Origin of the sequence: Falsiroseomonas stagni DSM 19981 (assembly GCF_900114315.1) — a bacterium.
In the GTDB taxonomy this organism is placed as follows: Bacteria; Pseudomonadota; Alphaproteobacteria; order Acetobacterales; family Acetobacteraceae; genus Falsiroseomonas; species Falsiroseomonas stagni.
The window spans coordinates 66,509-88,845 of the sequence record NZ_FOSQ01000016.1; the positions used below are offsets into that span (position 1 = coordinate 66,509).

22 protein-coding genes and 1 tRNA gene are annotated in these 22,337 nt (G+C 69.9%); 12 read left to right on the top strand and 11 right to left on the bottom strand.

Annotated features, from left to right (window positions below):
• Nucleotides 1-136: 136 nt before the first annotated feature.
• From ftsY to dapF, 3 genes are all read right to left on the bottom strand, one after another.
• Nucleotides 137-1,099 carry a signal recognition particle-docking protein FtsY gene (gene ftsY / locus BM041_RS26285; protein WP_456303970.1) on the bottom strand — a complete coding sequence of 321 codons (963 nt, stop codon included), beginning with the start codon at nucleotides 1,097-1,099 and terminating at the stop codon, nucleotides 137-139.
• A 272-nt stretch (nucleotides 1,100-1,371) separates the two neighbouring features.
• Nucleotides 1,372-2,622, bottom strand: a complete 1,251-nt coding sequence (gene mtaB, locus BM041_RS26290) for a tRNA (N(6)-L-threonylcarbamoyladenosine(37)-C(2))-methylthiotransferase MtaB (protein ID WP_092962890.1) — start codon at nucleotides 2,620-2,622, stop codon at nucleotides 1,372-1,374.
• A complete protein-coding gene (dapF, locus tag BM041_RS26295; protein ID WP_456303971.1) occupies nucleotides 2,619-3,449 on the bottom strand; it encodes a diaminopimelate epimerase in 831 nt (276 codons plus the stop codon). Before dapF ends, mtaB begins: the two co-directional genes overlap by 4 nt.
• Nucleotides 3,450-3,579: 130 nt before the next feature.
• Between dapF and BM041_RS26300 the strand changes: the two genes are divergently transcribed.
• The 3 genes from BM041_RS26300 (at nucleotide 3,580) to BM041_RS26310 (ending at nucleotide 7,244) form a co-directional block, all read left to right on the top strand.
• The gene (locus BM041_RS26300; protein WP_092962891.1) at nucleotides 3,580-5,133 is read left to right on the top strand and encodes an ABC transporter substrate-binding protein; all 1,554 of its coding nucleotides are present in this window, start codon (nucleotides 3,580-3,582) and stop codon (nucleotides 5,131-5,133) included.
• Between the two features lie 109 nt (nucleotides 5,134-5,242).
• A complete protein-coding gene (locus BM041_RS26305; protein WP_092962892.1) occupies nucleotides 5,243-6,115 on the top strand; it encodes a metallophosphoesterase family protein in 873 nt (290 codons plus the stop codon).
• Between the two features lie 157 nt (nucleotides 6,116-6,272).
• The gene (locus BM041_RS26310; RefSeq protein WP_092962893.1) at nucleotides 6,273-7,244 is read left to right on the top strand and encodes an ATP-grasp domain-containing protein; all 972 of its coding nucleotides are present in this window, start codon (nucleotides 6,273-6,275) and stop codon (nucleotides 7,242-7,244) included.
• 168 nt (nucleotides 7,245-7,412) lie between these two features.
• Here BM041_RS26310 and BM041_RS26315 read toward each other — a convergent pair whose 3' ends face one another.
• Both BM041_RS26315 and BM041_RS26320 read right to left on the bottom strand, forming a co-directional pair.
• Nucleotides 7,413-7,745 carry a hypothetical protein gene (locus BM041_RS26315; protein ID WP_092962894.1) on the bottom strand — a complete coding sequence of 111 codons (333 nt, stop codon included), beginning with the start codon at nucleotides 7,743-7,745 and terminating at the stop codon, nucleotides 7,413-7,415.
• A gap of 8 nt (nucleotides 7,746-7,753) precedes the next feature.
• Nucleotides 7,754-7,963 carry a hypothetical protein gene (locus tag BM041_RS26320; protein ID WP_092962895.1) on the bottom strand — a complete coding sequence of 70 codons (210 nt, stop codon included), beginning with the start codon at nucleotides 7,961-7,963 and terminating at the stop codon, nucleotides 7,754-7,756.
• A gap of 237 nt (nucleotides 7,964-8,200) precedes the next feature.
• Between BM041_RS26320 and rpmI the strand changes: the two genes are divergently transcribed.
• The 4 genes from rpmI to pheT all read left to right on the top strand — a co-directional run bounded on the left by rpmI (nucleotide 8,201) and on the right by pheT (nucleotide 12,438).
• Nucleotides 8,201-8,407, top strand: a complete 207-nt coding sequence (gene rpmI, locus BM041_RS26325) for a 50S ribosomal protein L35 (protein ID WP_092962896.1) — start codon at nucleotides 8,201-8,203, stop codon at nucleotides 8,405-8,407.
• A gap of 15 nt (nucleotides 8,408-8,422) precedes the next feature.
• Nucleotides 8,423-8,788: a 50S ribosomal protein L20 gene (rplT, locus tag BM041_RS26330; RefSeq protein ID WP_092962897.1), complete on the top strand. Its 366-nt coding sequence runs from the start codon at nucleotides 8,423-8,425 to the stop codon at nucleotides 8,786-8,788.
• Between the two features lie 85 nt (nucleotides 8,789-8,873).
• Nucleotides 8,874-9,959 carry a phenylalanine--tRNA ligase subunit alpha gene (gene pheS, locus BM041_RS26335; RefSeq protein ID WP_092962898.1) on the top strand — a complete coding sequence of 362 codons (1,086 nt, stop codon included), beginning with the start codon at nucleotides 8,874-8,876 and terminating at the stop codon, nucleotides 9,957-9,959.
• Nucleotides 9,960-9,963: 4 nt separating this feature from the next.
• A complete protein-coding gene (gene pheT, locus BM041_RS26340) occupies nucleotides 9,964-12,438 on the top strand; it encodes a phenylalanine--tRNA ligase subunit beta (protein ID WP_092962899.1) in 2,475 nt (824 codons plus the stop codon).
• Here the strand turns inward: pheT and BM041_RS26345 are convergent.
• From BM041_RS26345 to BM041_RS26355, 3 genes are all read right to left on the bottom strand, one after another.
• Entirely contained in the window at nucleotides 12,435-12,716 is a 282-nt protein-coding gene (locus BM041_RS26345; RefSeq protein ID WP_092962900.1) for a DUF2218 domain-containing protein, read from the bottom strand. The two genes, pheT and BM041_RS26345, sit on opposite strands and share 4 nt — an antisense overlap.
• 5 nt (nucleotides 12,717-12,721) lie before the next feature.
• Nucleotides 12,722-13,279 (bottom strand): PadR family transcriptional regulator, encoded by a 558-nt coding sequence (locus BM041_RS26350; RefSeq protein ID WP_092962901.1) that lies wholly within the window; start codon nucleotides 13,277-13,279, stop codon nucleotides 12,722-12,724.
• 90 nt (nucleotides 13,280-13,369) lie between these two features.
• Nucleotides 13,370-13,762, bottom strand: a complete 393-nt coding sequence (locus BM041_RS26355; RefSeq protein ID WP_092962902.1) for a RidA family protein — start codon at nucleotides 13,760-13,762, stop codon at nucleotides 13,370-13,372.
• Nucleotides 13,763-13,898: 136 nt separating this feature from the next.
• On the opposite strand from BM041_RS26355, the gene BM041_RS26360 reads away from it, so the two are divergent.
• Nucleotides 13,899-14,888: a Bug family tripartite tricarboxylate transporter substrate binding protein gene (locus tag BM041_RS26360; RefSeq protein ID WP_092962903.1), complete on the top strand. Its 990-nt coding sequence runs from the start codon at nucleotides 13,899-13,901 to the stop codon at nucleotides 14,886-14,888.
• A gap of 6 nt (nucleotides 14,889-14,894) precedes the next feature.
• Here BM041_RS26360 and BM041_RS26365 read toward each other — a convergent pair whose 3' ends face one another.
• Complete coding sequence (locus BM041_RS26365) at nucleotides 14,895-15,299, bottom strand: VOC family protein (protein WP_092962904.1); 405 nt, start codon at nucleotides 15,297-15,299, stop codon at nucleotides 14,895-14,897.
• 122 nt (nucleotides 15,300-15,421) lie between these two features.
• Between BM041_RS26365 and BM041_RS26370 the strand changes: the two genes are divergently transcribed.
• A complete protein-coding gene (locus tag BM041_RS26370; RefSeq protein ID WP_092962905.1) occupies nucleotides 15,422-16,582 on the top strand; it encodes an MFS transporter in 1,161 nt (386 codons plus the stop codon).
• Between the two features lie 60 nt (nucleotides 16,583-16,642).
• The gene (gene lepA, locus BM041_RS26375; protein ID WP_092962906.1) at nucleotides 16,643-18,448 is read left to right on the top strand and encodes a translation elongation factor 4; all 1,806 of its coding nucleotides are present in this window, start codon (nucleotides 16,643-16,645) and stop codon (nucleotides 18,446-18,448) included.
• 39 nt (nucleotides 18,449-18,487) lie between these two features.
• Here the strand turns inward: lepA and BM041_RS26380 are convergent, their stop codons facing one another.
• Nucleotides 18,488-19,477, bottom strand: coding sequence for a Bug family tripartite tricarboxylate transporter substrate binding protein (locus BM041_RS26380; protein ID WP_092962907.1), 990 nt, complete (start codon nucleotides 19,475-19,477; stop codon nucleotides 18,488-18,490).
• Nucleotides 19,478-19,716: 239 nt separating this feature from the next.
• On the opposite strand from BM041_RS26380, the gene BM041_RS26385 reads away from it, so the two are divergent.
• Nucleotides 19,717-20,700 carry a tripartite tricarboxylate transporter substrate-binding protein gene (locus tag BM041_RS26385; RefSeq protein WP_092962908.1) on the top strand — a complete coding sequence of 328 codons (984 nt, stop codon included), beginning with the start codon at nucleotides 19,717-19,719 and terminating at the stop codon, nucleotides 20,698-20,700.
• Nucleotides 20,701-20,820: 120 nt separating this feature from the next.
• Here the strand turns inward: BM041_RS26385 and BM041_RS26390 are convergent, their stop codons facing one another.
• Nucleotides 20,821-21,903, bottom strand: coding sequence for an adenosine deaminase family protein (locus BM041_RS26390; RefSeq protein WP_092962909.1), 1,083 nt, complete (start codon nucleotides 21,901-21,903; stop codon nucleotides 20,821-20,823).
• Between the two features lie 170 nt (nucleotides 21,904-22,073).
• Here BM041_RS26390 and BM041_RS26395 point away from each other — a divergent pair.
• Nucleotides 22,074-22,163, top strand: a tRNA-Ser gene (locus BM041_RS26395).
• Nucleotides 22,164-22,337 lie beyond the last annotated feature (174 nt).

The window sequence follows — 22,337 nt, forward strand, 5'->3', positions numbered from 1 at the left end:
TCTCCCCCTGCTTCGCGCGCCACGGGACTATCGACAAGTTACGATACGGACTCAGGCCATCACGATTAGTTGCATAGACGCGATGTCATACTATTCACGGGATCGTGATGCCTGCCGCGCTCGACGGCGCAGGGCGCTAGCCGAGCCCGACCAGCCCCCGCGCGAAATCCCGCGCCGTGAAGGGCCGCAGATCGCCCGCCTTCTCCCCCACCCCCACCATATGCACCGGCAGGCCGATCTCCTGCGCCAGCGCCACCACCACGCCGCCCTTGGCGCTGCCATCCAGCTTGGTGACGGCCAGGCCCGAGACCTCCACCATCTCCTTGAAGATGCGCACCTGCTGGATGGCGTTCTGGCCCGTGGTGGCGTCCAGGGTCAGCAGGACGGAATGGGGCGCGGCGGGTTCCAGCTTCCGCATCACGCGGATGATCTTCCGCAGTTCCTCCATCAGGGCGGATTTGTTGTGGAGTCGCCCGGCGGTATCCACCAGAAGCACGTCCACGCCCTCGGCCTTCGCGCGCGCCAGCGCGTCATGCGCCAGCCCCGCCGCATCGGCGCCCTGCTTCGCGGGCACCACCACGGCGCAGCCCGTACGCTCCCCCCAGATCTGCAGCTGCTCCACCGCCGCAGCCCGGAAGGTGTCCCCGGCCGCGAACATCACCTTCAGCCCCTGCTCCCGGTATTGCTGGCCGAGCTTGGCGATGGTGGTCGTCTTGCCCGTGCCGTTCACCCCCACCATCAGCACGACATGCGGCGCGTGGGACCGTTCGATCACCAGTGGCTGCGCGACGGGGGCCAGGATCTCCGCGATCGCCTCCGCCAGCGCGGCCTTCACCTCCTCATCCGTCACTTCCCGCCCGAAGCGCGTCTTGCGGAAGCCCTCCACGATGCGGCGGGATGCCGCGACGCCGAGGTCGGCGCCGATCAGCGTCTCCTCCAGCTCCTCCAGCGCCTCCTCATCCAGGCGGCGCTTGCGGAAGACGGTGGTGATGGCGTCGGTCAGCCGCGCGGTGGAGCGTGACAGCCCGGCCTTGAGGCGCGCGAACCAGCCGCCCTTCGCGGCTTCCTCGGGCCGGGGTTCCGGCTCGCTGCTCGCCAGCGCCTCCCGCAGCGCCGCGGCATCCTCCGGCGGCGGCAGCGGCGCGGTCGCGGGCTCCTCCGGTATCGGCCCGGCGGGCTCGGGCAGCCGCGCCTCGAAATCCGGGGCGGTGCCGGCGGCGGGCGGCGCGGGCGGCACCGGCACCACCGATGGCGGGGCCGGCGCGGCGCTGCCCGGCGGATAGGCTTCCGCGGGATGCCCCGGCTGTTCCGGCGCTTGTGCCGGTTCCTTGCCGCGGATGCGGTCCCAGAGCCCCTTGAGTGCCATGGATGCTACGCCGCCTCCGCGATCAGGCCCTGGTCGTCCACGCCAACGACGCGCAGCCGGCGCAGTTCGCCGGCCTGGCCGCGTCCCTCCGCCAGCCGCACCGGCGCGAAATGCTCGCTATGCCCCCGGCCGGAGGCCTCGAACAGCACGCGCTCCTCCGCCCCCAGCCGCCCGGCATGGAAGCGCCGCGCCGCCGCCTGGCCCGCCGCCCGCAGCCGTGCCGCGCGCTCGCGCCGAACGGGCACGGGCAGTTGCGGCATGCGCGCGGCCGGGGTGCCGGGGCGTTCGGAATAGGGGAAGACATGCAGGAAGGAGAGGTCGGCCTCCTCCACCAGCGCCATCATCGCCGCGAAATGCGCCTCGGTCTCGGTCGGGAAGCCGGCGATCAGGTCGGCGCCCAGCGCGATGCCCGGCCGCAGGTCCCGCGCCCGCCGCGCCAGCGCCAGCGCCCCCGCCCGGCTGTGCCGGCGCTTCATGCGCTTCAGGATCAGGTCATCCCCGTGCTGGAGCGACAGGTGCAGATGCGGCATCAGCCGCGGTTCCTCCGCCAGCAGCCGCCAGAGGTCGTCGTCCATCCCGGCCGGGTCGATCGAGGAAAGCCGCAGCCGCGGCAATTCCGGCACCAGCGCCAGCAGCCGCCGCACCGCCTGGCCGAGGGTCGGCCGGCCGGGCAGGTCCGGCCCGTAGCTCGCGATATCGACGCCGGTCAGCACCACCTCCCGGTACCCCGCCGCCACCATTGCCCGCGCCTGCTCCACCAGCGCGCCGAGCGGCACGGATCGTGACGGCCCGCGCCCCTGGGGGATGACGCAGAAGGTGCAGCGATGGTCGCAGCCCTGCTGCACCTGGAGCATGGCGCGCGCCCGCCCGCTGAATTCCGTGACCAGCGGCGGCGCAACGGCGTCGGCCAGCATGATGTCGGACACCGGCGCGGGCGGGGCCGACAGCGCCGCCCAGGTCGCGGGCTTCAGCTTCTCCGCATTGCCGATCACGCGCTCCACCCCCGGCAGGGCGGCCCAGGCAGCGGGCGCGATCTGCGCCGCGCAGCCCGTGACGATGATGCGAACGCCGGGCCGTTCGCGGGCCACGCGGCGGATGGCCTGGCGCGCCTGCGCCTCGGCCTCCGCCGTCACGGCGCAGGTGTTCACCAGCACCGTCCCCTCGCCCGCGCCGCCCTCCGCCGCCAGCCCTCGCATGGCGGCGGATTCGAAGGCGTTGAGCCGGCAGCCGAAGGTCAGGACCTCAGGCTGGCTCATCCGGCATAGGCCGCCAGGTCCAGCACCCCGGAGAAGCTGGTGGCGACGGGGCCGGTCATCAGCACATGGCCGTCGCCCTCCCGCCATTCCATCACCAGGTCGCCGCCCGGCATGGTGATGGTGGCGCGGCGCCCGGTCAGGCCGCGGCGATGCGCGTTCACGATGGTGGCGCAGGCGCCGGACCCGCAGGCCAGCGTCATGCCCGCGCCGCGTTCCCACATCACCAGCCGGATATGGTCGGGCGACATCACCTGCGCGAAGCCGATATTGGCGCGGTCGGGGAAGATCGGGTGGGTTTCGAGCCGGGGCCCGATCTCCGCCACCGGAAGGGCGTCGAGGTCATCGACGAAGAAGGTCGCGTGCGGGTTCCCCATGGAACACACCGCGGGGTCGGCGACGGGCCCGAGGGCGAGCGGCACATGCAGCGTATCGACCTCGTCTGCCAGCGGCACGTCCTGCCAGCCGAGACGCGCGGGCCCCATATCCGCCCGCCAAAGCCCGCCCGGCAGGCGCTCCACCGGCAGTTCCCCGGCGATGGTCCGCACCACCACCCGGTCCTTGCCGAGCTGGTCCGCGACGAGGGAGGCGATGCAGCGCGTCGCATTGCCGCAGGCGCCGGCCTCCGACCCATCGGGGTTGCGGATGCGCATGAAGACGTCTGCACCCGGCGGTGGTTGCTCCATGACGATGAACTGGTCGCAGCCGATGCCGAAATGCCGGTCCGCGATCCCCGCGGCATGGCGCGGCGTCAGCCCGAGCTTGGTCTCGCGCCCATCCAGCACGACGAAGTCGTTGCCGAGGCCATGCATCTTGCGGAAGGGGATCATCACGCCCCGCATATAGAGCGCGCCACCCCCCGTTGGAACCCGCGGCGCGGGCCGTCATGGCGCGGACTGCGTCCCGTCATCCTCCTGTCGCCCGCGCCCCCTACAAGCGCCCGCGACGAAGGAGGCCGCCATGCCCAGCCGCCGCGCGATTCTCGCCACCTCCCTGGCCCTGCCCGCCCTCCTGCCGCGCATCGCCGGGGCGCAGTCACCCGATACCCGCCCCGTGCTGCGCGTCGCCGTCCAGGCCCTGCCGCCCACGCTGGAACCGCTCGAAGCCATCTCCAATGTCGGGCTGCGCGTCACCGGCAATGTCTTCGACACGCTCTGGCGCCGGGACTTCGCGGCGGAAGCGCGGGATGGCGGCCAGCGCCTGGCGCCCTTCCTCGCCACCGCCCTCGACCAGCGCGATCCGCTGACCTGGGTCGCGACGCTCCGCCCCGATGCGCGGCTGCATGATGGCGGGCTGATGACCAGCGCCGACGTCCTCTCCACCTTCTCGGCGGAGCGGATGTGGGGCCCGCAGGTCCAGACCTTCGAGGGCCGCGTGAATTTCGGCCACCTCGCCGGCGTCGATGCCGATGGCCCGCACCGCGTGGTGTTCCGCACCAGGACGCCCGATGCCGTCATGCCCCAGCGCCTCGCGGCCTATGGCGGCTGGATCCACAGCGCGGCGGCCTATGCCGAGTCGGGTTTGCAGGGGCTGCGCGCGCGCCCCATCGGCACCGGCCCCTATCGCGTCGCCAGCTTCCAGCGCGACCAGCGCGTGGTGCTCGACTCCCATGATGAATACTGGGGCGGCCGCCCGCCCGCCCGCCAGGTGGTCTTCAACGTGGTGCCCGAAGCCTCCTCCCGCCTCGCGGGCCTCCGCGCCGGGGACTACGATCTGGTCACCAACCTCCTGCCCGAGCAGATCGAGGGCCTCGACCGCAACCCGACGATCGAGGGTGTCGATGTCGCGCTCGATTTCGCGCATATCCTCTACTACGACACCCGCCGGCCCTTCCTGCGGGATGCGCGGGTGCGGCGCGCGCTGAACCATGCGGTGGATACCGACAGCCTCGGCCGCAGCCTCTGGGGCCCGGGCTTCAAGCCGATGCGCGCCCTCCAGATCCCGGCCTTCGGGGACCTCTACGACGCCAACCGCCGCGGCCTCGCCTTCGACCCGGACCGCGCCCGCCGCCTGCTGCGGGAAGCGGGCTATCGCGGGGAGGAACTGACCATCCGCATCGCGCCGGGCTACTACCTCCAGATGCTCCAGGCCGTGCAGGTCATCCAGCAGATGTGGCTGGCCGTCGGCGTGAACACCAAGCTGGAAACCCGGGAGAACCTCTCCCTCATCACCCAGCCCGGCGCCGATATCCGCCCTACCTCCATCGCCTTCCGCTTCCCCGATCCACTGGGCGGCGGGCTCGCCGTGCATCTGTCCCGCGAATACTCGCTGCAACAGGGCGGCTTCTGGCAGCCCGTGCGGTTCAACGAGATCGTCGATGCGCTGCGCGTCGCGACCGATCCCGCGGAGCGCCGGCGCCTCTTCCTCGCCTTGATGGATGAGTTCGAGGCCGAGGCCCCGGCGCTGATCCTCTATCCCGTCCGCGAATACCTCGCGAAGCGGCGATCCATAAGGTGGAGCCACCCGCCGCTCTACTTCATGGATTTCCGCGCCACCGCCCTCTCCTTCGCCTGAGAGCTTGTGAATTAATGCCCGAAAGCGCCGGAATCCGAGGAAAAATCCCAATGATTTCAACGGGCATTAATGCTCAAGCTCGATTCTTTCACAGACTCTGAGGATTGCCATGAGCAAGATCGTCTTCCTCTCCGACCTCCACCTCTCCCCCACCCATGGCTTCTTCTGGGAGAATTTCCGCCTGGCCCGCGATGCCGCCGACCAGGCGGGGGCGGAGGCCGTGGTCGTCAATGGCGACCTCTGCATCAACGGCCCGGACAGCGATGCGGAGATGGATTTCGCGCGGGCCGCGCTCGGCAAGCTCCGCACCCCCGTCCTCGCGCTGCCCGGCAACCACGATGTCGGCGACGAACCGCCCGGGCAGGATCTGGCGCAGTTGGTGGATGAGGCACGGCTGGACCGCTGGGATGCGCGCTTCGGCACGGACCGCTTCGCCCTGGATGCCGGCGCCTGGCGGCTGATCGGCGTCAACGCCCAGCTCTTCGGATCGGGGCTGGAGCGGGAGCGGGAGCAGTGGGACTGGCTGGAAGGTCGCCTCATCGCCTCCTCCCACCGCCGCATCGCGCTGGTGCTGCACAAGCCGCTGTTCATCGAGGATGAGGGCGAGACGGCCGAGACCGCTTCCTGCATGACGCCCGGGCCGCGCGCCGCGCTGCTGGCGCTGCTGCGACGCCACCGCGTGGGCCTGGTCATCAGCGGGCATCTGCATGCGGAACGCGACCGGGTCGTGGGCGGCATCCGCCACCTCTGGCTGCCGGCACTCGCCTTCCTCGGCAGCGGGGACCATGGCGGGCGCCCGGCCGTCGGCGCGGTGGTGGTGGATTTCGCGGGGGCGGAGGCCTCCGTCATGCCACTCGCCGTGCCGCCGCTGGCGCCGCACGACCTGGCGGCGATCAAGGGCCATGGCCGCTACCGCTTCCTGCGCGACATGCCGGCCAGCCCGCCCCCGGCGGAGCCGGCAAGCCGGCCCGCGGCGGAGTGAGGCGTTCTCGCGCCCCGCTGCTGCGGAGCAAGGCTTTCCCCATCGGACCCCTGAACTTGGGAAGGAAATTCTTTCTTTGGGCCAGCTATTGCCGAATGGGAGAAGAATCATCTTCTCTGGGGCCGAAACACCGCCTCTCCAGGGAAAGTCTTCGCCCGTGACCAAGGTCCATGTCATCCACGAGAACGACGCCTGGGTGGAGCCGCTGCGCGCGGCCTTCGACGCGCTCGGCACGCCCTATGAGGAATGGTTCCTCGACACCGGCATCGTGGACCTCACGCGCCCGCCGCCGGCCGGCGTCTTCTACAACCGGATGAGCGCGTCCTCCCACACCCGCGGCCACCTCTACGCCCCCGAATATGCCGGCGCGGTGATCGAGGTGCTGGAACGCCACAACCGCCCGCTGGTGAATGGCCGCCGCGCGCTGCAGCTCGAACTCAGCAAGGTCGCGCAATACCAGGCGCTGGCGATCCACGGCATCCCGACGCCGGCGACCATCGCCGTGGTCGGGCGCCAGAACATCCCGGACGCCGCGGCCAAGCTCGGCTTCCCCGTCATCCTGAAGCACAACCGCGCCGGCAAGGGGCTGGGCGTCCGCCTGGTGCATAGCGAGGCCGGGCTGCGGGAGGCGCTGGCCCTGCTGGACATCACCGGCGACCCGGAAGCCCATCCCCGCGACGGCATCTGGCTGGTCCAGCGCTACATCGAGGCCCCCGAGCCCTTCATCACCCGCGCCGAATTCGTGGGCGGCCGCTTCCTCTACGCCGTTCGCGTGGACACGAGCGAGGGCTTCGAGCTCTGCCCCGCCGATGTCTGCGCGATCGGCGAAGGCGCGGTGTGCCCGGCGGTCGCGCCGACGCATAAATTCAGCATCATCGAGGGCTTCACCCACCCGCTGATCCACCGGATGGAGGCCTTCCTGATCGCCAATGGCGTCGGCGTCGGCGCCATCGAGTTCATCACGGACAAGGCTGGCCAGACCTTCGCCTATGACGTGAACACCAACACCAACTACAACGGGGATGCCGAACGCCGCGCCGGGCGCAGCGGCGCCCAGACCGGCATGGGCGCCATCGCCGCCCATCTGACCGCCCTGCTGCGCCGGGACGTGCTGGCCCAGGCGGCCTGAGCGGAAATCAGTGGCGCGGGCGGCCCAGTTCGCGCTACGTTCCCCTTCGCCACCACCCGATCCGCGGCCGTGGCGAAGGGGGGGGACCCCGCGAAATCGGTGCTAAATGCACCTAATCGGCATAATCGGCTAAAGGGGGTTAGTGGCTTAAAGGCCACAGGCGCCGCCTCAATCCTCCATCACGCCCGGCCGGCGCCGGGCCAGGCGGGTATAGCCCTCCACCCCGCAGCCCTTCGCCCGCGCCAGCTCCGCCGCCGCCACGGACGCGGAGGCATGCGGGCCGGAGACCACGAGGTAGAAACCCTCCCGCAGCCCGACATAGGCCATCGACGAATCCTGTTCGTTGCTGATGCCGCAACGGGTCAGCGCCCCCTGCACCCGGCGCAGCACCGCCTGGTCCGGCGCGTCCGGGTCGAGGGAGGCGTAGATGTTGTAGGGCCGCAATTCCTGCGCCTGGGCCGGCGCCGCCAGGGCCACCACCGCCAGCAGAGCCTTCAGCATCCCCCGCGCTACCGGTTCGCGGCCTTGTTGGAGCCGACATTCTCATGCCACTCCACCGGCAGCCCGTCCCAGCTCGTGATCTGCTTGCCCGGCCATTTCCGGCGGGTGTAGACGGCGAAGCCCTCGGCGGTGGGTTCCACATAGCCGTTCTTGCCGTCGTTCAGCTTGAGCTTCGCGGCCAGCGCCTCGGCCTGTTCCTGCATGTAGGTGTCGGTCATCGGTGTCTCCTCCGCCGTTTCAACGCGTACGGTCCGGCAACCGTCCTGCCCCCTCCCTATACACCGGGGATTGCGCCGCGCCGCATCCGCCGCTAGAAGCCCGCCTCCACGCGCCAGGCCTTGTGTTGGACATGCCTGTCCGTGGATACGCGTCCCCGCCGCATGGTGCGGCCCCGAACCCCGCAAGGGACGTAGGGTGCAAGGTGGGACGTGCCCGACCCGACCAGGAGGTCCGAAATGTCCAAGATGAAGACGAAGTCCAGCGTGAAGAAGCGATTCACGCTGACGGCGACCGGCAAGGTCAAGGCGGGCGTGGGCAACAAGCGCCACATGCTCACCGCCAAGACCAACAAGATGAAGCTGCAGAATCGCGGCACCTTCGTGCTCCGGAAGCAGGACGGCGACACTGTGAAGCAGTGGATGCCCTACGGTTCGGCACGGTAAGGGGAGCGCAGCACCATGGCACGTGTGAAGCGGGGCGTTACGAAGCACGCCCGTCACAAGAAGATCCTGAAGCTGGCGGAGGGCTATGTCGGCCGGTCCTCCACCGCCTATCGCCCCGCGCTGGAGCGGGTCGAGAAGGCGCTCCAGTACGCCTACCGCGACCGCCGCAACAAGAAGCGCGAGTTCCGCGGCCTCTGGATCCAGCGCATCAACGCCGCGGTCCGGGAACACGGCATCACCTATTCCCGCTTCATGGCGGGCATCAAGGCGGCGAATATCGAGATCGACCGCAAGGTGCTGGCCGCCCTCGCCTATGACGACGCCGCGGGCTTTGCCGCCATCGTCGAAAAGGCGAAGGGCGCCCTCCCCGCGCAGGCCTGAGCCCCTTCCGGGCAACAGGTTTATCGAAGACAAGAGGGCCGCTCCCGCCAGGGGGCGGCCTTTTTCTTATCCGGAGCCTCGGGTGATGAGCGACGACCTTTCCACGCTGCGGGCCGAGACCGAGGCCGCGCTGGCCGGCGCCGCCGACCTTCGCGCGCTTGATGCCGTGCGCGTCGCGGTGCTTGGCAAATCGGGCAGCCTCTCCGGCCTGCTCAAGGGCCTGGGCCAGGTGCCGGCAGACCAGCGGAAGGACCGCGGCGCCGCGCTGAACCGCCTGAAGAACGAGATCGAGGCGCTGCTCGAATCCCGCCGCGCGAGCCTTGAGGAAGCGGCGCTCGACGCCCGCCTGAAGGCGGAACGCATCGACGTGACGCTGCCGCCGCGCCCCTTCGCGCCGGCGACGGCGGCCGAGGGCGGCATCCATCCGATCAGCCGCACGATCGAGGAACTGACCGCGATCTTCGGCGCCATGGGTTTTCGCGTCGTCGAAGGCCCGGATATCGAGAGCGACTGGCACAATTTCGGCGCGCTCAACATCCCGGACCACCACCCCGCGCGCCAGGACCACGACACCTTCTACATGCCGGGCACCGACGCCAACGGCCATCGCCGCGTGCTGCGCACCCAGACCTCTCCGCTCCAGATCCGCACCATGCTGGGCGAGGCGCCGCCGATCCGCATCATCGCCCCCGGCCGCACCTACCGCGCCGACCATGACGCGACGCACTCCCCCATGTTCCACCAGGTGGAGGGGCTGGTGATCGACCGCGGCATCACGCTCGGCCACCTCAAGGGCTGCCTCATCGACTTCCTGCGCAGCTTCTTCGGAATCAGCGACCTCCCCGTGCGCTTCCGCTCCTCCTACTTCCCCTTCACCGAGCCCTCCATGGAAGTGGACATCGGCTGGAACCGGAAGACCGGCGAATTGGGTGGCGGCGGCGACTGGCTGGAGATTCTAGGCAGCGGCATGGTCCACCCGAAGGTGCTGGCCAATTGCGGGCTCGACCCACGCGAATGGCAGGGCTTCGCCTTCGGCATGGGGATCGAGCGCATCACCATGCTGAAGCACGGGATGCCCGATTTGCGCCCCTTCTACGAAAGCGACCTCCGCTGGCTGAAGCACTACGCCGCCGATCCGCTCTCCCCCGCTTCCCTGCACGAGGGGATCTGACCCCATGAAGTTCACCATGTCCTGGCTGCGTGAGCACCTCGAGACCGAGGCCACGCTCGACCAGATCAGCACCACCCTCTCCGCCATCGGGATCGAGGTGGAAGGAATCGAGGATCGCGCCGCCGCCCTCGCCTCCTTCCGTATCGCCCGCGTGATCGAGGCGACGCAGCACCCCAACGCCGATCGCTTGCGCGCGCTGCGCGTCGATCTCGGCGATGGGCGCGAATATTCCGTCGTCTGCGGCGCGCCCAACGCCCGCACCGGCATGGTCGGCGTCGCCGCCCTGCCCGGCAGCTTCATCCCCGGCACCGGGATCACGCTGAAGGTCGGCGAGATCCGCGGCGTGAAGTCGGAAGCGATGATGCTGTCGTCGCGGGAGATGGGCCTCGGGGACGACCATTCCGGCATCGTGGACCTGCCCGGGGATGCGCCCGTCGGCGCGCGCTACGTGGATTACGCCGGCCTCGACGATCCGATCATCGAGATCAAGGTCACGCCGAACCGCGGCGATGCGCTCTCCGTCCGCGGCATCGCGCGGGACCTCGCGGCGGCGGGACTCGGCACGCTGAAGCCCTGGGCGGTGGAGCCCGTGGCCGCTGCCTATCCGTCGCCGCTATCCTGGACCATCGAGGATCCGCGCGCCTGCAACTGGGTGCTCGGCCGCGCCGTGCGCGGCGTGAAAAACGGCCCCAGCCCGCAATGGCTGCAGGACCGGCTGGTGGCGATCGGGCTGCGCCCGATCAACGCGCTGGTCGACGTCACGAACTTCTTCACCTTCGCCGTCGGCCGCCCGCTGCATGTCTTCGACACCAGCAAGGTCATGGGCACCACCCTCGCCATGCGCATGGCGAAGGACGGCGAGGAATTGCTGGCGCTGAACGGCAAGACCTACACGCTGACCAGCGAGGATGGCGTCATCGCCGATGATGCGCGCGTCGAGGCACTCGGTGGCGTCATCGGTGGCGAGCATTCCGGCTGCGACGAGAACACCACCGAGTGTTTTCTCGAGTGCGCCCTCTTCGACCCGGTGAGGATCGCGCTGTCCGGAAGGCGGCATGACATCCGCACCGATGCGCGATCCCGCTTCGAACGCGGCATCAATCCCTCGCTGCTGCCCAAGGCGCTGGATGCCGCGACGCGGATGATCATCGACCTCTGCGGGGGCGAGGCTTCCGACGTGGCCGCCGCCGGCACGGAGCCCGCCTGGCAGCGCGAAGCCACGCTGCGCTTCGCCCGCGTGGAGGAACTGGGCGGCCTCGACATCGCGCCCGACCTCGCGGTGGAACGCCTGACGCGCCTCGGCTTCTGCCCCGTCAAGCGGGACGAGGCTTCCGTCACCGTCGCCGTGCCGCCCTGGCGGAACGACATCGCCGGCCATGGCGCGCTGGCGCAGGACCCGTCCCTGCCGGCGGCGCGCGCCCAGGCCGCGGCCGAGGGCTGCGCGGCGATCGAGCCGGAATGCGACCTGGTCGAGGAAGTGCTGCGCCTCGGCGGCCTCGATGCCGTGCCGGCGGTGTCGCTGCCCGTCGCCTCCCCCGTCCCGCGCCCGGCGCTCTCCGCGAAGCAGTCCCGCGCGGCGCTGGCCCGGCGCGTGATGGCCGCGCGTGGATTGCTGGATTGCGTGACCTACGGCTTCCTGGCGAAGGACCAGGCGGCGCTGTTCGGGGAGACGCCGGACAACCTGCGCCTGGAAAACCCCATCGCCAGCGACCTCGACCAGATGCGCCCGACGCCGGTCGCCTCCCTCGCCTTCGCCGCCGCGCGCAATGCCGCGCGCGGCTTCGCGGATGTCGGCCTTGGCGAGATCGGCGGCGCCTATCGCGACCCCGCCAGCGGTTCCAGCCAGCTGGCCGTGGCCGCCGGTGTCCGCACCGGCATGACGGCGCCGAACTGGGCCGCGCCCGCGCGTCCCGTCGATGCGATGGATGCGAAGGGCGATGCGCTGGCGGTGCTGGCGGCGCTCGGCGTGCCGATGGCCGCCGTCTCCGTCACCACCGATGCGCCGGGCTTCTACCACCCCGGCCGCTCCGGCGTGGTGCGGCAGGGCCCGAAGGTGGTGCTGGCGACCTTCGGGGAACTGCATCCGAAGCTGCGGCGGGAGATCAACCTGGCCGGCCCCGCCGTGGCCTTCGAGGTCTTCCTGGACGCCATCCCGGACCCCAAGCGCCGCAAGAAGGCCATGCCGGACCTGCCGGCCTTCCAGCCGCTGCGGCGCGACTTCGCCTTCCTGGCGGAAGCAGGCGTCTCCGCCGACGCCGTGCTGCGCGCCGCCCGCAACGCGGACAAGGCGCTGGTGACGGATGCCGTGCTGTTCGACCGCTACGCCGGCGACAAGGTGGCGGAGGGCAAGATCAGCCTGGCCATCCAGGTCACGCTGCAACCGCGCGAGCGCACGCTGACGGATGCGGAGATCGAGGCCGCGAGCCAGAAGATCGTCGCCGCCGTCACCAAGGCGACCGGGGCGACGCTGCGCGGCTAACCCGGCTGCCAGACCACCTGCGGCGGATCGCGGAAGGCGAAGCGCAGCAGGTGGTCGGCCACCACCTTCTGCATCCGCGCCATCACGGCCTCCTCCGCCGTGGTCAGGCGCAGGACCAGCGCGCCCTCCTCGGCTTCCAATTCGCAGAGGGCTTCCGGGAACTCGATCCGGCCCTGCCGCTCGTCATGGCTTGCGGGGATGCGGTGGGCGAAATGCTTGCAGAGCTGGCCGAGGTAGCGGGACGGCGTCGCGGTCTCGACGCGGGCGGTGGTGATCATGGCGCTCACCCCTGCTCCACCACGCGGGCCGCGGCGTCGATGGCGTCCGCGATGCGCTGGCGGTGCCCGGCATCGATCGGGCCCTGCGACATCCGCATGCGCAGCGCGAGCTTCAGGTTCTCCATCGCGCGGCGGATCTGCATCGTCGCCGCCACGCCTTCGCCGCCGTCCGAATGGGTCATCCGGGCGAGGATAGCGTCCACCACTGCCCTGCTCTCGGCCAGCGCCTGCTCACCCTCCTCCGTCACGGTGTAGAGCTTGCGGCTGCCCTCCGTCGTGGCGGTGACCTGGCCGATCTCCTCCAGCAGCGTCAGGGTGGGGTAGATGACGCCCGGGCTCGGCGAATAGGCGCCGGCCAGGCGTTCCTCGATGGCCTTGATGATCTCGTAGCCGTGGCGCGGCTTCTCCGCGATCAAAGCGAGGATGACCAGGCGCAGATCGCCCTGGCCGAACATCCGGCCACCGAAGCCGCCGCGGCGGTGGTGGTTCGGGCCGTGGCCGCCCTCGCGGCCGAAGCCATGGCCGAAGCGACGGCCTTCATGACGGAGGAAGTGATGGAACATGGGCTCTCCGATTGAACTCCGATATATCTGATATTCGATATATCGAAGTTCGGTCGCCAGCCTCAAGTAAGATATATCGACGATATGTAACTAGCCTGCCTTCTCGCCGAGATAGGCCGTCGCGTCGATCTCCACGAGGCAGTCGGGGGAGCCAAGACCCGTAACGATGCAGGAGACGCGGTGCGGCCCGTCTTCCGCGAAATTGGCGAAGTAGACCTCGTTCATCGGCTCCCAGTTCGCGCGGTCCGTCACATAGACCGTGCACTTCACCACGTCCTTCAGACTGCCGCCGGCCTCCTCGATCACCGTGCGGATGTTGTCGATGCATTGCTGCGTCTGGGCGCGGACGTCGCCGATGGCGAAGCGGCCGTCGCGATCGCGGCCGGTGAAGCAGACGAACATGAACCCGCCCGCGATGGTGGCGTGGGGGAAGGGTCGGCTGCCCTTGAAGACCTTGTCGGAGATGATGCCCTTTTTCGGCATGGCCCGGCTTCCTGCTGTGGTGGTGGGCGCATTCTAGAACCGTTGCACGCGCGGAAGGCAGCCCCACGCCCGATGACGGGGCCGTGAATGATTCATGGCCTTCCGGCCACGCGACGGCGGTTGCTAGCCTCTCCGCATGATCCTCCGCCGCACGCTGCTCGCTACCGCCGCCCTGCCCCTCGCCGCCCCGGCGCTCGGCCAGATATCCACCACGCGGCCCCTGCGCCTCATCGTGCCGAACCCGCCGGGCGGGCAATCCGACACCATCGCGCGCCTCTACGGGGAGGCGATCCAGGCCACCTCCGGCCAGGCCGTGGTGGTCGAGAATCGCAGCGGCGCGAACGGGTTGCTGGCCATGGACGTGGTCGCCAAGGCGCCGCCGGATGGGCTGACCACGGGCCTTTTCAGCATCACCATGTTCACCTCGCTTCCCGCCATGATGCCGCGCATGCCGCTCGACGTGGACCGGGACGTGACGGCCATCACCAGCGTGGTCACCAGCACGGTGCTCTGCGTGGTGCAGGAACGGCGGGCACGGGAGCGTGGATGGACCGATTTCCGCGCCCTGGTGGAATGGGCGAAGCGGCCCGGCAACGGCCTGACCAATGGGGCGGCGAGCAGCGGCGGGGCGTCCCATCTGCTGACCGCCACCATCGCGCGCCGGGCAGGCGCCGACATCACCGTGGTGCCCTATCGCGGCGGCGCGCCGGCGCTGAACGACGTCCTGGCCGGCACCATCGACATGGCCTTCGACTTCATGCCTGCCTTGCTGCCCCATGTCGCCGCCGGCACGCTGCGCGCCCTGGCCGTCGGGTCGCGGGACCGCGTGCCCTTCCTGCCGGACATCCCGGGGATGGGCGAGTTCGCCGATCTCGGCATCGGCGACCTCGACCTGCAATCCTGGAACGTGCTCTCCGGCCCCGCCGGCCTGCCGCCGGAGTTGCAGGCCCGCACGGTGGAATTGTTCCGCCGCGCCAACACCCATCCGGGGTTGGAGGAGCGGCTGCGCCAGAACGGCCTGCTTTCCCTGCCCCCGGTGGAGCCCGCCGCCGTGCGCGCCCGCATCCTGGCGGACCGGCCGCGCTGGGCGGAGATGGTGCAGATCAGCGGCGCGCGGATCGAATAGGGGCGGTCAGCCCGCCACCATCAGCATCCACTGCACCCCGAAGCGGTCCACCACCACGCCGAAGCGGGGGGAGAAGAAGGTGCGGCCGGGCGGCATCCGCACCACCCCACCCTCGGCCAGCGCCGCGAAGTGGCGGTCCACCGTCGCCTCGTCCGGCAGCGTCACCGCCAGGCCGAAGCCGGTGAAGCCCGGCGCCTCCGTGCAGCCGCCGTCGGAGGCGAGGACCCGGGCATCGCCGATCCGCATCTCGGCATGCATCACTTTATCCTCCGACCCTGGTGGACCGTACAGGCCGTCCGGGTTGTCGCGGAAGCGCATCAGGGCAGTGACCTCCGCGCCCAGGGCTTCCTTGTAGAAGCCCAGCGCTTCCTCGCACTGGCCTTCGAAGAACAGGTAGGGTTGGACGGGCATCGCATGCCTCCCTCAGTCATTAAACCGATTGGTAAAGTTATGCCGTGCCGATGGCAAGCCCCTTCCCCGGGCCTGACGCCGCCGCGGTTCTGCGCCACCCTGGCGCGCAGGGGCGGAGGCGGATGATGGGCAAGACGTGGCAGCTGGCGGTGCTGTGCCTGGCGGTGGTGCTGGTGCTTTCCGTCTGGTTCGCCGGCACCGCCGCCGTGCCGCGACTGATCGCGGAGGGGCTGATCGCCCCTGGCCGTGCCGGGTCCCTGACCATGGCGGTGCAGCTGGGCTTCGTGGCGGGCACGCTGGTCTCCGCCGTGCTGTCCCTGGCGGACCGGCGGGACCCGCGGCGCCTGTTCCTGGGCTCCGCGCTGCTGGCCTCAGCCGCCACCCTGGCGCAGACGCAGGTGGAGCCCTCCGGCACCGCCGCGCTGCTGCTGCGATTCGTGGCGGGGGCCGCCATGGCGGGGGTCTATCCCGTGGGCATGAAGCTGGCGGCGAGCTGGGCGAAAGGCGACCTCGGCCTGCTGATCGGGCTGCTGGTGGGTGCCGTCACGCTGGGCTCCGCCCTGCCCCACCTGGCGCCGAGCCTGCTGGCGGGGCTCGGCTGGCAGGCGGCGTATCTGGGCGCGGGGGTGCTGGCGGCGGCGGGCGGCCTGCTGATCCTGGCCTTCACGCCCGGGCCGATCATGGGCACCCGCCCGCCCTTCCGCCCCGCCCAGGCGCTGGAAGCTTGGCGGAACAAGGGGTTGCGGCTCGCGAATCTCGGCTATCTCGGCCACATGTGGGAACTTTATGCCATGTGGGCCTGGGTGGGGCTGTTCCTGGCGGGCGTGCTGGGCGGCCAGGCGGGGCCCTGGACCTTCGCGGTGGTGGCGTCCGGCGCGCTGGGCTGCGTGGCGGCGGGGCTGCTGGCGGATCGGTGGAACAGGGCCAGCGTGGCGGCACTCTGCATGCTCGTCTCCGGCAGTTGCGCCCTGCTGGCGGGGCCGGCCGCGGCGCTGGGGCCGGCGGTGGTGCTGGCCCTGGCGCTGGTCTGGGGCTTCGCGGTGGTGGCGGATTCGGCGCAGTTCTCCGCCTGCATCGTGACGCTCTCGCCCCCGGACTATGTGGGCACCATGCTGACGGTGCAGACCAGCCTCGGCTTCCTGCTGACGGCGCTGACCATCTTCCTGGTGCCGGCCGCGGTGGGGTGGCTCGGCTGGGACTGGGCCTTCGCCGTGCTGGCCCCGGGGCCGCTGCTGGGGGCGATCGCGATGCTGAAGCTGCGCCCCTTGCTGTTGGCGCGTTAAGCCAAAGCTTTCCTCCGCGCCATACAACCCCTATGTGAGCCTCAAACCCGCAGGCCCCTCATGACCGACGTACCCCTCGACCGCATCCGCAACTTCTCCATCATCGCCCATATCGACCATGGGAAATCCACGCTCGCCGACCGCCTGATCCAGACCACGGGCACGGTCGCGCTGCGGGACATGAAGGAACAGCTCCTCGACAACATGGAGCTGGAGCGGGAGCGCGGCATCACCATCAAGGCGCAGACCGTCCGCCTGGCCTACAAGGCGCAGGACGGGCTGACCTATACGCTCAACCTGATGGACACGCCCGGCCACGTGGACTTCGCCTATGAGGTCAGCCGGTCGCTCGCGGCCTGCGAGGGGTCGCTGCTGGTGGTCGATGCCTCCCAGGGCGTGGAGGCGCAGACGCTGGCCAATGTCTACCAGGCCATCGACGCGCATCACGAGATCGTCCCGGTCCTCAACAAGATCGACCTGCCCGCCGCCGAGCCCGACCGGGTGAAGCAGCAGATCGAGGATGTGATCGGCATCGATGCGTCGGACGCCGTGATGATCAGCGCCAAGACCGGCGTGAACATCGAAGGCGTGCTGGAAGCCATCGTCACCCGCCTGCCCGCCCCGACGGGCAACCCGGCAGGGCCGCTGAAGGCGCTGCTGGTGGATAGCTGGTACGACGCCTATCTCGGCGTCGTCGTGCTGGTGCGCATCAAGGATGGCGTGCTCCGCAAGGGCATGAAGATCCGCATGATGTCGAACGGGTCCACCCATACGGTGGAACAGGTCGGCGTCTTCACGCCCAAGATGGTGCCGGTCGACTACCTGAGCCCCGGCGAGATGGGCTTCGTCACCGCCGCGATCAAAACCGTGGCCGACACCAATGTCGGCGACACGTTGACCGAGGACCGCAACCCCGCCGCCGAAGCCCTGCCCGGCTTCAAGCCCAGCGTGCCGGTCGTCTGGTGCGGCCTGTATCCCGTGGACGCCGATGACTTCGAGAAGCTGCGGGAGAGCGTGGGCAAGCTGCGCCTCAACGACAGCAGCTTCCACTACGAGGCCGAGCACAGCGCGGCGCTCGGCATGGGGTATCGCTGCGGCTTCCTCGGCCTGCTGCACCTGGAGATCGTGCAGGAGCGCCTGTCCCGCGAATTCGACCTCGACCTGATCGCGACGGCGCCGAGCGTGGTCTACAAGATCCGCCGCACCAACGGCGTGGTGAGCGAATTGCACAACCCCGCCGACATGCCCGATCCCTCCGTGATCGATGAGATCGAGGAGCCCTGGATCAAGGCGACGATCATGGTGCCCGACGAGTATCTCGGCCCCGTGCTGACGCTGTGCAGCGAACGCCGCGGCCAGCAGCTGGAACTGACCTATGTCGGCGCCCGCGCCATGGCGGTCTATCGCCTGCCGCTGAACGAGGTGGTGTTCGACTTCTACGACCGCCTGAAGTCGATCAGCCGCGGCTATGCGAGCTTCGACTACCAGGTGGACGACTACGTCGCCGGCGACCTGGTGAAGATCTCGATCCTGGTGAATGCGGAACCGGTGGACGCGCTGTCCTTCATGGCCCACCGCAGCCAGGCGGACCGCCGCGGCCGGCAGATCTGCGAGAAGCTGAAGGAGCTGATCCCCCGCCAGCTCTTCAAGATTCCGATCCAGGCCGCGATCGGCGGCCGCGTCATCGCGCGTGAAACCATCAGCGCCATGTCGAAGGACGTGACCGCCAAATGCTACGGCGGCGACATCAGCCGCAAGCGCAAGCTCCTCGACAAGCAGAAGGAGGGCAAGAAGCGCATGCGCCAGTTCGGCAAGGTGGAAATCCCGCAGAGCGCCTTCATCGCCGCGCTCAAGATGGACGCCTGAGGCAAGCTTCCGGGGCGGCGGCTGCCGCCCCGGTTCCCGTCACGCCTCGACGCGGATGTTCTTCTCCCGCACCAGCTGCGCCCACTGCGCCCGCTCCGCCCGCACGAAGGTCGCGAGCTCCTCGGGCGTCGAGGGCTCGGCCACGCCGGCCTGCTGGCGGAACACCGCCTGCGTCGTCTCATGCCGCATGCCGGTGCGCAGCGCCTCGTTCAGCCGGGCGATGATGGCGGGCGGCGTCCGCGCGGGCGCGTAGAGCGCCAGCCAGAGGCCGGTGGACAGCGGCACGCCCAGCTCGCCGAGGGTCGGCACGCCCGGCGTCAGGTCGATGCGGTTCGGATGGGCCAGGGCGATGATCCGGGCGCGGTTGTCGCGCGCCAGGCTCTCCGCGCCGCCGACCGGCAGCATCATGGAATCGACCTGGCCCGCCGCCACGGCCTGCATCCCCGGCGCCTGCGCGGCGAAGGGCACGTGCAGCTTCTCGAACCCCTGCGCGCGGGCCACGAATTCGAAGGCGAGGTGGGAGGAGGAACCGACGCCCCAGGAGGCATGGGACAGGCGCCCGGCCTCACGCCGCGCTTCGCGGACGAAGCTGGCATAGTCCGTGATCTCCCGCCGATGGGCGCCGATCATCAGCGCGAAGGGCACGCGGGTGACCATGGAGATCGGCGCGAAATCCGTTTCGTCACTGTAGGGCAGGTTCGGAAAGGTGGAGCGGTTGATCGCGAAGGTGTCGGTGATGCCCATCGTGATCGTGGTGCCATCCGGCGTGGACCGCGCGGCGGCCAGGGTGCCGACCGTGCCATTGGCGCCTGGCCGATTCTCCACCACCACCGGCTGCCCGAGCGTGGCCTGGAGCCCCACCGCGACGCCGCGGCTGATGACATCCGTGATGCCGCCGGCGTTGTAGGGGACGATGATGCGGATGGGCCGGTCCGGCAGGCCGGGCTGCGCCAGCGCCGGCTGCGCCAGCGGCGCGGCAACAAGGGTGGCTGCGCCGCCCAGGATGGCGCGGCGGTTCAGGCGTATCATTGGATGCTTCCCTATTTATGGATTTCAGGTAATCTTACATCCATGATATCGTATTCAAGGGGTGCCATCGAAAAAGCCCGCCATCGGGCAAACCCCCGTGTTGGATGCGACCTTCGGGGCCCGCCGCCAACGAAAACGGAACTGGCGCCCCGGGAATGGATGACATAGACGGATCGCCAAGGCTCCGAGCCCTGCCCCAGGCCCGGGCCAGTCTTGTGTTCACGAGGAGACGCACCGCAATGATCGGTTTCGGCAAGCGCGCCCTGATGGGGCTTGCGGCGGCAACGATGCTGTCCGCCCCCGCCCTGGCGCAGGCACCCTACCCAACCCGCCCCATCACCATGATCATCCCCTTCGCGGCCGGTGGCCCGACGGACACGGTGGGCCGGCTGATCGCCCAGACCATGGGCAACGAACTCGGCCAGCCCGTGGTGGTGGAGAATGTCGGTGGTGCCGGCGGCACGCTGGGCGCCCAGCGCGTCGCGCAGGCGCGTCCGGATGGCTACACCATCCTGCTGCACCATATCGGCATGGCGACGATCCCGACGCTCTATCGCCGCGTGCCCTATGACCCGATCAACGGGTTCGAGACCATCGGCCTGGTGACCGATGTCCCGATGACGCTCGTCGCCCGCCGCAACTTCCCCGCCAACAACCTGCAGGAACTGGTGCAGGTGATCCAGCGGGACCGGGAGAAGCTGAACTACGCCAATGCAGGCATCGGCGCGGCCAGCCATCTCTGCGGCCTGCTGTTCATGCACGCCATCAATGCGCCGATGACGACCGTTCCCTATCGTGGCACCGGCCCCGCCATGAACGACCTGGTGGCGGGCACCGTCGACCTGATGTGCGACCAGACCACGAGCACCACGGAACAGATCCGCGGCAACACCATCCGCGCCTTCGCCGTGACCACACCGAACCGCGTTGCCTCCCTGCCCGAGTTGCCGACCGCGGCGGAAGCCGGGCTGCCCGGCTTCGACGTCAGCGTGTGGCACGGCCTCTATGCGCCGCGGACCACGCCGCGCCCGATCGTGGACCGGCTGAACCGCGCCCTCGTCTTCGCGCTGCGGGACGAGACCATCGCCCGCCGCTTCGGCGAACTCGGCACGGCGCCGGTGGCGATCGAGCGCGCGACGCCGGAAGCCCACCGCGCCTTCTGGCAGGCGGACATCGCCAAGTGGCGCCCGCTGATCCAGGCCGCCGGCCAGTTCGCCGACTGATTTTTCGTCAGGCTGCCGCGGGCGCGTGGGGAAGTCGGGCACCGCCTTCTCGCCAGCGCCGGCGGCTGTCAGGTTGCGTCACAAAGGGGGGGCGGTCCGAAGGGGCCGCCCCTTCGCGTTTCAGCGGCGGGTGATGGCGAGGTCCAGCGTGCGGTCCTCCGGGTCCAGGTCGCGCTCCAGCGCGTCCAGCGCCTCGGTGAAGGAAGCCCGGAGCGCGGCCTTGCGCGCCTCCGGCAGCCAGCTGGCCTCCACCCCGGCGAGGGACAGAGCCCGCGCCTCCGGCACGCCCCAGGCAAGGTCGGCGAAGACGGTGCGCCAGCCATGGCCCATGGTGGTGCCGAAGATGGCGGGATCATCCGTGCCCAGCACCAGCTTCAGCCCGGCCTCCTGCATCGCCTTGATGCGCTGCCGGCGGGGCGCGCGGTTGTGGGGCATGCCGGACCAGCAGGCCATGGTGAAGGGCACCTGTTCCGCGCGCGCCCTGGCGACCACCAACGGGTCCGCCAGGATGCCGTAGCCATGGTCCAGCCGGTCGCAGCCCAGCGCATCCCGGCAATGGGTGAAATGCGCGGGCGGCGCCTCGAACGGCGCCTGGTTGTCCTCGCACAGATGGGCGGTGCGGCGGTACCCCGCGCGGCCAGCCTGGCGCCAGGCCTCCACCCAGACCAGCGGCGGGCCCGCGCGCTCCGCCCCATCGAGGCCGATGCCCACCACCTCCGGCCTCGGGTGCTGCGCCATCCAGTCCAGCATCTGCAGCGCTTCGGAGGGCAGGCAGACGCTGCGGTCGATGCAGGCGATGAGGCGGGAGGAGACGCCATAGGCGCGCTCCCCCTTGGCCAGCCCTTCGATCAGCCCATCGACCAGTTCCGGGTAGCCGATGCCGGTGGGCGTCGCGTAGTGCGGGTTGAAGAAGATCTCGGCATGGCGCGTGTTGCCGTGGCGGTGCAGGTCCTCGATGCATTCGAAGGCGACGCGCGCGAAATCCTGCGGCGTGGCGACGGCCAGCGCTGCCAGGCGCAGCACTTCGAGGAAATCGTAGAAGGTCTCGAACCGATAGAGATCCGCGGCCGGCCTGGGCAGGCGGAGCTCGTTCTGGAAGGCCAGTTCATCGAGCGTCGCCGGCCGGATCGCGCCTGCGATGTGGAGATGGAGTTCCACCTTCGGCACGGCGTCCAGATAGTCGGAGAAGGCGAGCCGGGGCATCAGCGCGCCGGTGGCATCATGGGCAGGGAGGCAGGTCGCGGCATCGGGCTTCTCCCGCTCGGGTTGGGCCGCACCGTCCTATGCTGCCCGGGGAGCGTCAATGATGCGTCGCATTTCCCCCCGCCCGGGGTTGCCGCCCCGCCCGCGGCTGGCTAGAACGCCGCCGCGTAGGACAGGTGGCCGAGCGGTCGAAGGCGCACGCCTGGAAAGTGTGTAGGCGCGAAAGCGTCTCGTGGGTTCGAATCCCACCCTGTCCGCCAGTTCCAATACGAGCCGTGCTCTCCGCCTGACCGAGCGCCGCGCTGAGTGGCAGGTTTCCTGGGGTTTTCGGGGCAGACCTGTTGACTGGCCGGACGCGGAGACAGGCGAAAATCGCTCTCCGGAGGCCATTTCTCTCCGGACCTCCTGACTTGGCCGATTTGGTACGGAACTCA